Source organism: Flavobacterium sp. LC2016-01, from assembly GCF_009711135.1.
Classification (GTDB): domain Bacteria; phylum Bacteroidota; class Bacteroidia; order Flavobacteriales; family Flavobacteriaceae; genus Flavobacterium.
On sequence record NZ_WMIC01000012.1, the window covers coordinates 1 to 15,209 of the forward strand.

The window sequence follows — 15,209 nt, forward strand, 5'->3', positions numbered from 1 at the left end:
ACAGACATGGATATTACAGGAACTCCAGTTTACTGGTTACCAGTGGCTAGCCAGAAAAGTACAGTTACGATCAGCAATGTACAGCACGGAGTAGGTACTAACACCTACGCTAGCTTATCTCCAGCTTCTGCGGAAACAAACGTTTCAGGTCTAAATAGCGGTGTGTTCACAGCATTAGCTCCGGATACTTATTTATTCCAGGTGAAAGATGCTAACGGATGTACATACGAAGAAGATTATAGAGTTAAACCACGTACTAACATTAGAGATTCTGGCCAGTTAACTGCAGATGTTTCTTGTAACGGCGCTTCTAACGGTTCAGCGACCTATACTGTAGCGAACAATACAGGTGCAATCAGTTATGTTTTCACCACAGGAACAGTAACACTTGCTTTATCTGGAAATGTAATTACGGCTACAGGTTTAGTTGCAGGAAACTATACATTACAGGTTACAGACAATACAACTCAGTGTACAGCTACAGCATCAATTACGGTTGCTCAGCCAGCGGCATTGGCATTGACTGCTAATCCTTTTGTAAATGCAAATTGTAATTCAGATGCAAAAGTGAGCGTAACGGCTACAGGCGGAACAGCTCCATACCAATATTCATTCGTAGTTGCATCTGCTGCAGGTCCTGGAACTTACATTACTGCAAACGAAACATTCTTGAATCCGGCAACATCATTAAACTGGAAAGTTTATGTAAAAGATGCTAACGGTTGTGTAATTGGAACGCCATTGGCCATCTCAATTATCAAAGATGCTTCGCCGACAATGACTGCACCAGCTCCAGTTTGTTACCAAGGCGCTCCAATTGCAATAGACTTATCTCTTGTTGCAACAGTTCCGGTAGCAGGAACAGCAGTTTATAGAGTAAACGGTTCAAATATTACAGGATCAGTTTATACTGTAACAAGCCCAGGCACATACTTATTCAGTGTTGTAGATGTTAATGGCTGTGAGTCAAACATCATAACCTATGAAGTTAAGCCTCAGGTTACCCTTGTAGCAGAATTGCTTCAGGACTTGACTTGTACTTTGGCTGCTGATATCAAATTGACGCCAGGCGGAGGAACAGGAGTTTATCCTACTTACGAGGTTGAAATCAACGCAAGCGGAACATTCGTGGCTCTTCCTGCGGTTTATACAGCTGGAACATACAAGTTCAGAGTTACAGATTCTCAAGGATGTCAGGCTGTTTCAAATGTTATCACAGTAACACCGACTACAACTCCAATGGCATCATTTACACAAACTGATGTAAGCTGTATTGGAGGAAACAACGGAAGCATTGTGGTTACAGCTTCAAACGGAATTTCACCATACAAATACCAATTATCACAAGGAGCTACAATTCTTGTTGCTTTTGGTACATCAAATACGTTCCCTGGCTTAGTGGCAGGAACATATGACATTCAGGTTAAAGACGCTAAAGACTGTACGTCAGCAAAAGTTCCAGTAACAATTACTGAGCCTACTTTATTGACTGCAACTTCAAGTGTTACGACACCTTTAGCTTGTACAGCAGGCAACGCGCCATCAAAAGCGGTTGTTACAGTAGTGGCTTCAGGCGGAACAACTCCTTACCAATACAGTTTTGATAATGGAGTAAGCTACTCTACAACGAATACTTATGAAACATATGCAGGAACAACATTTAATGTTCTTGTTAAAGATGCAAACGGATGCTCAGTTACAATCACAAATGGTGTGAATGTACCAGCATTAGACGCACCGACAGACATGGATATTACAGGAACTCCAGTTTACTGTTTACCAGTGGCTAGCCAGAAAAGTACAGTTACGATCAGCAATGTACAGCACGGAGTAGGTACTAAAACATACGCTATCTTATCTCCAGCTTCTGCGGTAACAAACGTTTCAGGTCTAAATAGCGGTGTGTTCACAGCATTAGCTCCGGATACTTATTTATTCCAGGTGAAAGATGCTAACGGATGTACATACGAAGAAGAATATACAGTTAAACCAGTTACTAACATTACAGTTTCTGGCCAGTTAACTGCAGATGTTTCTTGTAACGGAGGTTCTAACGGTTCAGCGACATTTACTGTAGCAAACAATACAGGGGCAATCAGTTATGTTTTCACAACAGGAACAGGAACACTTGCTTTATCTGGAAATGTAATTACGGCTACAGGTTTAGTTGCAGGAAACTATACATTACAGGTTACAGACAATACAACTCAGTGTACAGCTACAGCATCAATTACGGTTGCTCAGCCAGCGGCATTGGCATTGACTGCTAATCCTTTTGTAAATGCAAATTGTAATTCAGATGCAAAAGTGAGCGTAACGGCTACAGGCGGAACAGCTCCATACCAATATTCATTCGTAGTTGCATCTGCTGCAGGTCCTGGAACTTACATTACTGCAAACGAAACATTCTTGAATCCGGCAACATCATTAAACTGGAAAGTTTATGTAAAAGATGCTAACGGTTGTGTAATTGGAACGCCATTGGCCATCTCAATTATCAAAGATGCTTCGCCGACAATGACTGCACCAGCTCCAGTTTGTTACCAAGGCGCTCCAATTGCAATAGACTTATCTCTTGTTGCAACAGTTCCGGTAGCAGGAACAGCAGTTTATAGAGTAAACGGTTCAAATATTACAGGATCAGTTTATACTGTAACAAGCCCAGGCACATACTTATTCAGTGTTGTAGATGTTAATGGCTGTGAGTCAAACATCATAACCTATGAAGTTAAGCCTCAGGTTACCCTTGTAGCAGAATTGCTTCAGGACTTGACTTGTACTTTGGCTGCTGATATCAAATTGACGCCAGGCGGAGGAACAGGAGTTTATCCTACTTACGAGGTTGAAATCAACGCAAGCGGAACATTCGTGGCTCTTCCTGCGGTTTATACAGCTGGAACATACAAGTTCAGAGTTACAGATTCTCAAGGATGTCAGGCTGTTTCAAATGTTATCACAGTAACACCGACTACAACTCCAATGGCATCATTTACACAAACTGATGTAAGCTGTATTGGAGGAAACAACGGAAGCATTGTGGTTACAGCTTCAAACGGAATTTCACCATACAAATACCAATTATCACAAGGAGCTACAATTCTTGTTGCTTTTGGTACATCAAATACGTTCCCTGGCTTAGTGGCAGGAACATATGACATTCAGGTTAAAGACGCTAAAGACTGTACGTCAGCAAAAGTTCCAGTAACAATTACTGAGCCTACTTTATTGACTGCAACTTCAAGTGTTACGACACCTTTAGCTTGTACAGCAGGCAACGCGCCATCAAAAGCGGTTGTTACAGTAGTGGCTTCAGGCGGAACAACTCCTTACCAATACAGTTTTGATAATGGAGTAAGCTATTCTACAACGAATACTTATGAAACATATGCAGGAACAACATTTAATGTTCTTGTTAAAGATGCAAACGGATGTTCAGTTACAATCACTAATGGTGTGAATGTACCAGCGTTAAATCCTCCAACTGATATGACTTTTGCAACTACAGTTCCAGTAACTTGTTTAGTAAAAGGTACTGTTGATGTTACAGGTCAATCAAATGGTGTTGCACCATTCCAATATGAAATTTTATCTCCTATTGTAAGAGTGAAACAAGGAACTACAACATTTGCAAACTTAGATCCAGATACTTATGTATTCCAGATCACAGATGCAAACGGATGTACATATACTGAGTCATATACATTGGCGCCAGTAACAAACATTACTGTGGCAGGACAATTAGTTAATAATGTTTCTTGTAATGGCGGAACTAACGGTTCTATCAAATTTACAGCAGAAAACAAAGCTGGTGGATATACCGCTACTTTAAGCCCTGCTTTAGGTACACTTACAAAAGTGGGTGACGTAGTAACGGTTACGAACTTGCCAGCAGGACCTTATACATTAACTGTGGTGGATGCAATTACAGGTTGTACAAACACAGCAACAGTTGTAGTTAACCAGCCAGCTATCTTAGATGTTGCTCTTGTGTCAAAAACAGCTGCAAATTGCTACTTAGGTGCAATTGTTACTGTAAAAGCAACAGGCGGAACTCCAGCTTACAAATATGCATTTGTATTAGACGGAGCTACACCAACAGCATCTGATTATACAACTAGCGACAGCGCAGTTCTAGATTTCGCTTTAGGTGCTAATTGGGATGTATATGTTCAAGATGCAAACTTGACATGTTCAGATATATTAGATGTTACAATTACAAAAGACGATGCTCCAACAATCGATGTAAATGCTAATACATATTGTTATACTGGAGGACCAGTTCCAATCACAATTACAGGAACTACAGATCCAGATATTGTTAAAGCACCAACATACAGTATTGGAAATGGTTACTATGCTAGTCCAAACTTTACATTGAATGCACCAGGAACTTATACATTCTTTATTAAAGATGGTAACGGATGTATTGCTAAAGCAACTTATGTATTAAGACAAGAATTGTTGATTCAAGCGACTCTTACACAAGATTTAAATTGTACAACAAACAATGCAACAGTTACATTGACTGCAACGCAAGGTACAGGAGCAGGTACATATTCATTTGAGTATGATCGAAATAATAGTGGTACTTATACTGCAGTTACTGCATTGCCTTTCGTAACTACTACTCCTGGAACTTATACTTTCAGAGTTAAAGATGCTCAATGTCAAGCAGTTTCTGTTCCAGTAGTAATTACTCCAATTACAACTCCAATGTTTACAGTTGATCCTGTTAACGCGAAATGTAAAGGAGATTCTAACGGAAGTATTACAGTTACTGCAAGTAATGGTGTTGCACCTTACCAGTACAGTATTAATGGTGGAGCTTTTGGATCTGTAAATATTTTTGCAGGTTTAGCAGCAGGAACTTATAATATTGCGGTTAAAGATGCTAAAAACTGTCCGGCGACAACGGTTCCAGTTACGATTGGAGAACCAGTTTTATTGACAGCAACGCATGCTATTACACCGTTTGGATGTGATCCTTCAAATACTGCAAAAGATGCTGTACTTACATTAACAGCTCATGACGGTACTGGACCATACAGCTATAGTTTTGATAATGGTGTAACTTTTGGAGCTTCTCCATCATACACTATGAATGCATCAGCTACGGTTAATTATGTAATAGTTGATTTTAACGGATGTAGAGCAAGTGGATCAGCTACTGTTCCAGCTTACAACCCGCCAACGAATTTCAATATGTCGGCTACGCCAATTTATTGTAATACTGCTGGAGGAGTTGCTACTGTAACTGTAAATTCAGTAACAGGTGGAGTTGCTCCATACACTTATGCTATTGTTGATCCAGTTGCTTCAGCTGTTTCAAATGGAACAGGAAGTTTTGCTAACCTATTGCCAGGAACTTATGTAGTTAAGGTTACTGACTTCAACGGTTGTAGTACATTAAATTCAATTGAAGTTAAAAAAGCAAGCGAAATTAGTGTTGATGCACAATTGTTAAGTGATGTATTATGTAACGGTGGAACTACAGGTTCAATCGCCTTTACAGTGAGCAACTACATTTCTCCTGCTAATTACACATTTGTATTGTCTCCAAACAACGGAACATTTACAAAAACTGGAGATGTTGTAACATATACTGGTTTAACTGCGGCTAATTATACATTCACTGTGACTGATAACACTTCAGGATGTACAGATAATGTTACTAATTTCTTAGTAAAACAGCCAACTACACCTCTAAGTTTTACAATGAGTGCTACAAACATTTCTTGTAATAATAAAAATGCTACTATTACAGTAACAGCTGCGGGCGGAACTCCTGCTTACGGTTATGCTGCAGTAGTTAGCGGAAGCACTGCTCCAACAACATTCAGTACTAGTAATAAATTAGTAGTAGATACGAATTTAGGAACAGCATGGGATGTTTATGTGAAAGATCTTAACGGATGTAATACATTGGCACAAACTCTAAACATCTTGACTGATGCACTTCCAAGTGCTATTACAGCAAATGTTACAAGTCAGTGTCCTAGTACGACAGGAACTTATGAAATTGTGGTTTCTGCTACTGGTAAAGCTCCATTAGAATATAGTATCGGAGGCGGATTCCAATCTAGTCCTACGTTCCAGGTTAATTCTTCAGGATCTTATGACGTAACTGTTAAAGATGCTAACGGTTGTACAGTAACAGTAACTGCTGCTGTAACTATTAGTGGTGCTTTAGATTTACAATTAAACATTCAGGCATTACCAAGCTGTGATGCTCCAGATGGAATAATCGTAGCAAAAGCAAACGGTGGCTCTGGAAACTATAAATATACTTCAGGTGCTTATATTCCTGTAGTTGTTGGAACTACTGCAACATTTAATAATATGAGTGCAGGTTCTCACACAGTTATTGTGGAAGATTTAACAACAGGATGTAAAGACATCGTAACAGTTGAATTAAAAGAAGCTACTCAAATTACAGGTTTAGCTTTAAATAAAACTGATGTTACTTGTAACGGAGGTTCAAACGGATTAATTATTGTGAACTTGGCTCCAAATGCGCCAGGTGTGAATGATAATCCTGTATATACTTATACATTAACAGGAACAACTATTGGTAATATTCCAGTTAGTGTTGGTCCTCAGGAAAGCAACGTATTTGATAACCTTCTTCCAGGAGATTATACAGTGCTTGTTGCTTCAGGAAGAGGCTGTCACGCTCAAGTTGACACTAGAATTATACAGCCAAGTCCAATTGTAGTAGGTGCTCCTGTTGTTGCACAATTTAATTGTACAACAGGTACAAACAGTACAAACTTCGCTAGCATTACAGTTAATTCTGTTACTGGCGGTACAGCACCATACGTTCTTTATGAGTTCAGCAAAAACGGAACAGTTGTTCAAAACAGCAGTTCTAATGTTTATAATGAAACGGATCTTGCAGGTGGATCTTACACAGTAAGAGTATTTGACAGCAAAGGTTGTGAAGGTTCTTCAACTGCTCCTATTACAATTGCACCTTTCATTACAATGACAGATGTAAGTGTGAATGTGGTTGCTCCAATTACTTGTATTGCAAACGAAACTATTCAGGTTTCTGTAGCATCAACAGGCGGAACTCCAACAGGATTAGTTTATACACTTACAGGTGTATCTGGAACTGTTTTCAATCAGACAAATCCAACAGGATTATTCTCTGGATTAGCGATTGGAAAATATCAAATCACGGTATTTAATCCAACAACTGGATGTACAATTATTGGTTTCCACTATGTATATGATCCTAATACTTTTGCTATCAACGCAACACCAGTAAACAGTGAAGTATGTTATGGAGCTGCTGATGGAAGTGCTGATTTGACATTCGTAGATAATCTGTTGAATCCAACAAATGATGCAGGTGCATTCACTTATACTATTACTGGTCCAGTGCCAAGTACAGGAAGTTCTGCAAATTCAGGTCCAGTTAGAATTTCAGGATTATTAGCTGGTCAGTACACAGTTACGGCTAAATTGACTAACAGTCCAGAATGTACAGTAACTACTGTGTTTAATATTAAACAGCCAATAGCTGCATTGACGATTACTAAATCACAATCGCCAATTACATGTGCTGCTGGAAACAATGACGGATCAATTTCAGTTGCAGCAGCTGGCGGATGGGATTCTAATTATCAATATGAATTAGTTGGTCCAGTAAGCAAAACGTATTCATCAGTAAATGTGTTCACAGGCTTAACAGCTGGAACTTATACAATAAACGTAAAAGACGGAAAAGGATGTATTGCAACTACAACTGCGGTACTTGTTAATCCAGCTCCAATCGTTGTGAATGCAACAGCAAGTGCAACAATGTTGTCTTGCCACGGAGATAAGAGTGCAGTAATTACTGTTGCACTTCCAACAGGAGGTCAAGGAAGTAATTATATGTATACATTGACTAAAGTATCTGATAACCCAGTGAGTGTTGCGGGTCCACAAGCTAATCCAGTATTTACAGGATTAGGTGCAGGAACTTACACAGTAACTGTTACAGACGGATTCAGCTGTTCGGCTACATCTGCTCAAATTGTGATCAGTGAGCCTACTATTGTAGCGGCAAGTTTAGTACAGTCTAAAACTGCAACTTGTAACACTCAAGCGCAGCTTACATTAAGTGCAGTTGGAGGAAAAGCGCCATACACTTATAGTACAAATGGAACTACTGTTTTAGGAACTTTCACTAGTTCAGTTACATTTAATGTGAATCCAGGATTATACAAATATTATGTGACTGATGCTAATGGTTGCGTAGGATTTGCAAGTAATGAAATTACTGTTCCTGTAATGATTCCATTAACAGTGAGTTTAGATGTATCAAGCGCTATCGTAAGATGTAAAGGAGATGCTACAGCTATCTTAGTTGCTAAAGCCGAAGGTGGTTTAGGAAATTATGTATACACATTGTATAGCGGTACTACTGGTACAACAGTTGTACGTCCTGCACAAAACAATGGTTCATTCTTAGATTTACCAATTGGTTTCTATAGAGTGGCAGTAGCAAGTGGTTCTGATTGTAGAATTGTTAGTGCTCCATTTGAAATTACTGAACCTAAAACACCGTTTGCAGCGAACTTTGTTCAGAAAAACGTTAGCTGTTTTGGAGAAAGTAACGGTAGTATTACGGTTACTGCAACTGGAGGTACTGGATCGTTTAAATATTCAATCTCTCCAGATTCTGATCAGTTTGATACTAAAAATGTATTCCAAAACTTATCAGTTGGTAGTTACACTGTAATTGCTATGGATGAGAATGGATGTAATGAAGTACGTGTTATTACAATTACACAGCCACCATTATTAAAAGCTGCTGAAGTTCCAAACTCTATGATTCCAGAAGTTTGTGTTGGTGATAAAGATGGTGCATTTAGTGTTGAAATCACGGGCGGTACTGCTCCATATAGTGTAAGTCTTGATGTTGAAAAAGGACCATTTACTGCTGGTGCAGCTGGTCAGACAATATTTGACTTTACTAAGTTAACTGGTGGAACCCACACAGTTTACTATAAAGATGCTGCAGGCTGTACAAATGCTATTCAAATCGATATGCCATTGCCAGTAGTTCTAGATCCAAAAGTTGAAATTAACTATGACTGTGTTGATAACAAAGCGGCTAACAGAGTAACTGTTACTATTGATAGCAGTATCAAAAACCCAGCTGATGTTGATTACAAACTTGACGGAACTGGTGCTTACCAACCAAGTAACATCTTTACAAATGTTGCTCCAGGTAACCACTATATTACGGCTAGACATACTAACGGATGTGAAGTTCCAACAGTAAGTTTCCAAATTAAAGCTGTTCAGCCATTGGCAATTAAGTTAGCTGGTGGAAAACCTGAAATGAATATCATTACAGTAGTAGGTTCAGGTGGAGCTCCTGCTTATGAGTACAGTTTTAACGGAGAACCGTTTACATCTTCTAACACATTCAAAATCTACAAATCTGGTGATTATGTAGTGGTAGTAAGAGATCAAAACGGCTGTACGGCTACTATTACAGTGCCAGCGAAATATATTGATATTTGTTTAGACAATTACTTTACACCTAACGGAGATGGTGTTTATGATACTTGGGGACCTGGTTGTACTAATATTTACAACAACCTTGAATTCTCAATCTTCGACAGATACGGTCGTGTAGTTGCTAAATATCACTATGGTCAAAAATGGGACGGAAGATACAATGGAGAAGAATTGCCTACAGGTGATTACTGGTATGTTCTTAAACTAAATGACGAGAAAGATGCAAGAGAGTTTGTTGGACATTTCACTTTATACAGATAACAAAGTAATAGCCCCTATGATGTTATCTAAAAAAATTATTACAATGAAAAAGTTTATTTTATCCCTAGTACTCATGGCTGTAACAACAAGTTACAGCCAAGAGTTAAACCTACCAGTGTTTACCCAGTATTTAGCTGATAACCCATTCGTACTTTCGCCTGCCTATGCCGGTGTTGGAGATAACTTTCGTATTAGAGCGAATGGTTTGACACAGTGGGTCGGAATTAAGGACGCTCCTGAAAACCAATCTTTGTATGCTGATTTTAGAGTCTTGGATCGTTCAGGTGTTGGAATCTCGATTTATAATGATAAAAACGGATACACAAGACAAACCGGTGCTAAGGTTTCATTTGCACATCACTTGATTTTAGATTATTATTCTAAACAATATTTGTCTTTTGGTATTTCGTATAATTTCAACAGTTTCAGAATTGATATTGATGAGTTCAACAATACTATTGAGCATCCAGTTCTTGACCCTTCGGTTACAGACAATCGCTATACAGGGAATAATAACTTTGATATTAGTGCTTTGTACCGTAATAAAAATTTCTATTTGAGTTTTAATGCGAATAACGTTTTAAAGAAAAATGTAGATAAATACCGTGGAGTAGAGCCAAACTTGCTTTCTAACTATCAGGTTTACACAGGATATATTTTTAACGACGGAGAAAATAGACGAATAGAATACGAACCATCGATCTTTTATCAATACTTTGCAAGTGATAAACGTTCAACAACCGATTTCAACTTCAAATACAGACGTTACAATCGTTATGAAGATTATTATTGGATTGGAGTTTCGTATCGTATGTTAAATGACCAGTTTCCAAAACCATTATCTGTCGGGCCAATGGCTGGTTTTATGAAGTCCAGATTTTACTTTGGATATTCTTACCAAGTTATGTTCAACGATTTAGGAAACTACAATACAGGTACTCACGTAGTAACCATAGGTTTTGATTTCTTGCAGGCTATCAGTAACTGTCCTTGTACGCAGAGTCCAGTTCACGATTAATAAAAAACAAAACCATTTCAAGGGCAAAATCAGCCTTTAGTATAAAGCGAGTCGCAACATTATGTGTTTTTACCGCAATAATTTGAAATAAACTGGCAATAACATTAAATTTGAATAGTATCAGTTTGCATCGTCAAAATGATAAATCAAATTTGATTTATGAAAGCAAAATTTTCACTTTATGCGAAACATATAGTTCTGTGCCTCGCTTTTTTATTTTTGCCGTATGCCTTCACATCGACAAATACTATTTTTTCGTTGCCGCATTTATACACAAATCCGCACGACCGTATTTACTTTTTTATCTATTTTACACTTCTTTGCTTTTTTTACTTTAACTATTATTATTTGATTCCGAAGTTCTACTTTTCCGAAAAGAAGTTTCTATACTATTCCATCATTGTTGCATTTCTATTATTCTTTCTTTGGATATCAACCACTTTAGATCATCCTGACCGAAATTTTTTAGATTTCAGAAATCCTCCAGAACATTTTGAACACAATCCTGGACCATTTCCAGAGCATTTTCCTCCGCCTCCTTCTTTTTTAAAAGAACAATCTTTTGATTTCGTCGGCGGTCCGCCAACACAATACGGACATACTGCTTTGGTTTATTTAATTGGTGTAATTTCGAGTTTGCTTTTTGCAATTACAGGCAGATTGCAGCGTGTTGAAAAAGAAAAAGTAAAATCGGAACTTGCTTTCCTAAAAGCGCAGATAAATCCGCATTTCTTATTTAATACCCTCAACAGTATTTATGCTTTGGCCTTAAAAAAAGATGATAAAACGCCAGACGCTGTTGTACAGCTTTCTGAATTAATGCGATATATCATGACCAATTCAAATGATGAAGTCATTGATTTATCCAAAGAAATCAACTACATCAATAATTTTATTTCACTCCAAAAAACACGTTTGGGAAATACCGTTATTGTTGATTATAAAGTCACCGGGAATACTTTTGGAAAACAAATAACACCGCTTATTTTAATATCTTTTATCGAAAATGCATTTAAATATGGTGTAAATCCAGATCAAACTTCTGAAATTTGTATCTATATTGATATCAAAGAAGAGTTGTTGACGCTATTCGTTTCCAATAAAAAAACATTTTCTGTTCAGTCTGAATCCGGAATTGGACTTCAAAATACAATCGAAAGATTAAAATTGGTTTACCCAAATAAACATCAGCTTAAAATTGAAGAGACTTTAGAAAAATATGTTGTAAACCTTTCTATAAAATTAGGATGATTAAAGCGATTGCATTAGATGATGAGCCATTGGCATTAGAAATTCTTCAGAGTTTATGTGATACAATTGATTACATAGAACTGGACAAAGTCTTTACGAAATCTGATGAAGCTTTTAAATATCTTAAAAAATATCCGGTTGATTTATTGTTTTTAGATATCAATATGCCGTCGATTTCGGGTTTGGATTTTTATAAAAAACTGCCGCACAAAACAATGGTTATTTTCACTACGGCTTATTCTGAATTTGCTGTCGAAGGTTTTACTTTAAGTGCAACGGATTATCTTTTAAAACCTATTTCGCTTTCCCGTTTTCAGCAAGCAGCTGAAAAAGCTTTTTCGCAATGGAAACTTCAAAATCAAAACATCGAACAGCAATATCTTTTTATTCGTGCCGATTATAGTTTGATCAAAATCTTATTTTCTGATATTCTTTATATTGAAGGTTTAGATGATTATCTGAAGATTCATATTCAGAATCAAAAAACCGTCGTTGCCCGAATGACATTAAAAGCTATACTGCAAAAATTGCCGGAAACTGAATTTATCCGAGTGCATCGTTCTTTTATTGTTCCAATTGCAAAAATCGAAAAAATTAGAAACAAAGTGCTATTTATCGAAAAGGCTGAAATCCCGATAAGTGCCAGTTATGAAGAAGCTTTTTTTGCACTTCTAGATCAAAAATAAGAATATGGCTAATTTAAAGGCACGCAGATAACGCGGATTAAACGGGTTTTCATTGTTTTTAATTTAAAAATCCGTTTTTATCAGTTTAAATCAGTGTCATCCGTGTGCTATTCTCCAAATTATAATAACAGTATAATCAACTTATTTTTACTACAAAAATCATTTTTTTCTTTGTTTACCTCATAAATTTTGTGGTTCACCTCAAACTTTTTTCAACGCTTTAATTTCGAATAATTTTACTCGAAAATAACTGTTAATCATTCCATTGGTATAACATTTAAAACAAAAGCAATGAAAAGAAAAGAGTTTTTAAGAGGTTTGGGTTTAATCGGAATTTCATCTTTGGCAATTCCCATTATCAACTCATGCAGTAAAGATGGCGAGTCTGATGCTGTTTCAGATACTGGTTCATCTTCTGGTTCAGGATCGTCTTCTGGCGATTGCTCCGTATCTCCGTCAGAAACTGCCGGACCTTTCCCAACAATTACGCCTTCGTCTTTAGTAAAATCTAATATTGTAATGGACAGAACCGGAGTTGGCTTTACAATTAAAATCACAATTAAAAATACAAAGGCGAGTTGTGCCGCTTTGAAAGGTGCTATAGTTGATATTTGGCATTGCGATAAAGACGGTTATTATTCTGAATATGGAGGTACTTCAATGCAGTCTGTAAATTACACTTCGGTTCATTTTTTAAGAGGAAGGCAAACTACAGATGACAATGGATTAGTGACTTTTACTTCTATTTTTCCAGGCTGGTATTCGGGCAGAGCAACGCATATTCACGTTCATATTTACAACGCAAGCGGAACCTCTTTATTAGTAACTCAAATTGCTTTTCCAGAAGGATCTAGTAGCGCCGTGGCTTTAGTAAACGCTTCAACGGCTAATGGATATACAAAAGGATTAAGCGGTTACACTTATAATGCAGCTGATAATGTTTTTTCAGATTCAGTTGCCAACGAAATGTCAACTGTAACCGGAAGCGTGAGCGACGGTTTTGTTTTAACACATACAATAAATGTAGCAAGTTAGCTTTAAAATTAGATTATAATGATAGTTCAAATTCCAGCTCAAATTTATAAGTCAGATGCAAGAGGTGTGTTTAATTCTGCAAAACACAATCGTTTTGCGACTTTTAATTTTGAACATTACCAAGATATATCCCGAAAAGGCTTTGGATCTTTGAAAATTTTGAATGAAGTAATACTTGCCCCCCAACAACGTATTACTCGATTTATAAGTTCAAATACTAATGTGATCATTTTGCCTTTATTTGGCGGTATTGAATACAAGGATAATTTTGGTAATGAGGAGTTTTTGCGCGTTGATCAAATTCGGGTTATAGCAGCTGATGATGATTTGGAAATCGAAATATTTAATCCATACGATGGGGAGAATGTGAGTTATCTTGAAATCGATTTTCAAATGAGTCCCCAGTACTTTAAGAATTATTTTCAGCAATATAAGTTTGATATTACGGCACATAATAAGCTGAATGCTTTATTTGAGATTGAAAAAGCACTAGGTTTTATCGGAATTTATGATGGAAGAAAAGAAGGGTTTTATACTTTGAAAAATGCTGAAAATGGTGTTTTTGCTTTTGTTATAAATGGAGCTTTTGAAATTGAAAATCGGCTTTTAGAAGCTAAAGACGGTTTAGGAATGAAAAGAATTTCAACCATCGAATGGGAGGCTTTGTCCGAAAATGCTATTCTGTTAGTAATTGAGGTGCCTTTGAAGTTTTAAAATTTGAGAAATGGAAATCAAAAAGATAAAATTAGCGTACCGAATTGTCATCGACAGTTCTTCCACTTTTTTGTGGGACAAGTATGTTTTTGAAGATACTTTCAAAGAATATCAAATGCAGAGCCAGCAGTTTAATTCGGAAACAAATCCAAAAAACACCTTTCGTGAATTATTGGCCGAAAACGAAAAAGCAGAAAAATTGCATTTTCTGACCGGAATCGCAGCAAGCGGTTATGTTGATCAGCTAAAAGGAAACTTTCATCGCGTTACAGATGTTCTCGGAAACAGCTATTTTCCATTTATCAATTACCAGCTGGATATCATCAATACTGATAGTACAGATGCATCAAAACATAAAATCGGAGTTACATTTTATTCACCGTTATTAACGTATTTCGGAATTGTCGAAGGAAATTATCTCGTTTCAAAAAGTGTAGAAGAAACAAACGAATTTGAAACCATCATGTTTCCTGTTCAAAAGAATTTGTCCATCTGTTGTATTCAAAAATAAATAAACTTTTAGTTTCAGAAAAATAGGAATTATTCGTTTCATTTTTTGCCTTTTCTGCTAGTCTGTAAGCAGGAAAGGTTTTTTTTTGGTAAAGTAGCTGTAAATTTTGCATTTAAAATTGTGTTTAATATTTAATAAACCAATTTATTTGTGAAATTATAACGTTTTCGTTCTTTTAATTATCGATTTTTTAGTTTATCCGAATTTATTAGTA

General features: G+C 36.9%; 7 protein-coding genes. All 7 read left to right on the forward strand.

All coding sequences use genetic code 11. From position 1 onward, the window contains the following. Positions 1 to 6 precede the first annotated feature (6 nt). Positions 7 to 9,780 (forward strand): T9SS type B sorting domain-containing protein, encoded by a 9,774-nt coding sequence (locus GKZ88_RS20185; protein WP_230392566.1) that lies wholly within the window; start codon positions 7 to 9, stop codon positions 9,778 to 9,780. 43 nt (positions 9,781 to 9,823) lie between these two features. Continuing rightward, complete coding sequence (locus GKZ88_RS20190; protein ID WP_230392567.1) at positions 9,824 to 10,798, forward strand: type IX secretion system membrane protein PorP/SprF; 975 nt, start codon at positions 9,824 to 9,826, stop codon at positions 10,796 to 10,798. A gap of 159 nt (positions 10,799 to 10,957) precedes the next feature. Continuing rightward, a complete protein-coding gene (locus GKZ88_RS20195) occupies positions 10,958 to 12,049 on the forward strand; it encodes a sensor histidine kinase (RefSeq protein ID WP_155104123.1) in 1,092 nt (363 codons plus the stop codon). Then, a complete protein-coding gene (locus GKZ88_RS20200) occupies positions 12,046 to 12,735 on the forward strand; it encodes a LytTR family DNA-binding domain-containing protein (RefSeq protein WP_155104124.1) in 690 nt (229 codons plus the stop codon). Before GKZ88_RS20195 ends, GKZ88_RS20200 begins: the two co-directional genes overlap by 4 nt. 291 nt (positions 12,736 to 13,026) lie before the next feature. After that, positions 13,027 to 13,770, forward strand: coding sequence for an intradiol ring-cleavage dioxygenase (locus GKZ88_RS20210; protein WP_155104125.1), 744 nt, complete (start codon positions 13,027 to 13,029; stop codon positions 13,768 to 13,770). A gap of 18 nt (positions 13,771 to 13,788) precedes the next feature. Next, positions 13,789 to 14,484, forward strand: coding sequence for a pirin (locus GKZ88_RS20215; RefSeq protein WP_155104126.1), 696 nt, complete (start codon positions 13,789 to 13,791; stop codon positions 14,482 to 14,484). A 10-nt stretch (positions 14,485 to 14,494) separates the two neighbouring features. Then, complete coding sequence (locus tag GKZ88_RS20220) at positions 14,495 to 14,995, forward strand: hypothetical protein (RefSeq protein WP_155104127.1); 501 nt, start codon at positions 14,495 to 14,497, stop codon at positions 14,993 to 14,995. Positions 14,996 to 15,209: the final 214 nt, after the last annotated feature.

Coding starts and splice junctions, on each gene's coding strand:
- GKZ88_RS20185 (WP_230392566.1), top strand. CDS start 7: ATGGATATTACAGGAACTCCAGTTTACTGGTTACCAGTGGCTAGCCAG.
- GKZ88_RS20190 (WP_230392567.1), top strand. CDS start 9,824: ATGAAAAAGTTTATTTTATCCCTAGTACTCATGGCTGTAACAACAAGT.
- GKZ88_RS20195 (WP_155104123.1), top strand. CDS start 10,958: ATGAAAGCAAAATTTTCACTTTATGCGAAACATATAGTTCTGTGCCTC.
- GKZ88_RS20200 (WP_155104124.1), top strand. CDS start 12,046: ATGATTAAAGCGATTGCATTAGATGATGAGCCATTGGCATTAGAAATT.
- GKZ88_RS20210 (WP_155104125.1), top strand. CDS start 13,027: ATGAAAAGAAAAGAGTTTTTAAGAGGTTTGGGTTTAATCGGAATTTCA.
- GKZ88_RS20215 (WP_155104126.1), top strand. CDS start 13,789: ATGATAGTTCAAATTCCAGCTCAAATTTATAAGTCAGATGCAAGAGGT.
- GKZ88_RS20220 (WP_155104127.1), top strand. CDS start 14,495: ATGGAAATCAAAAAGATAAAATTAGCGTACCGAATTGTCATCGACAGT.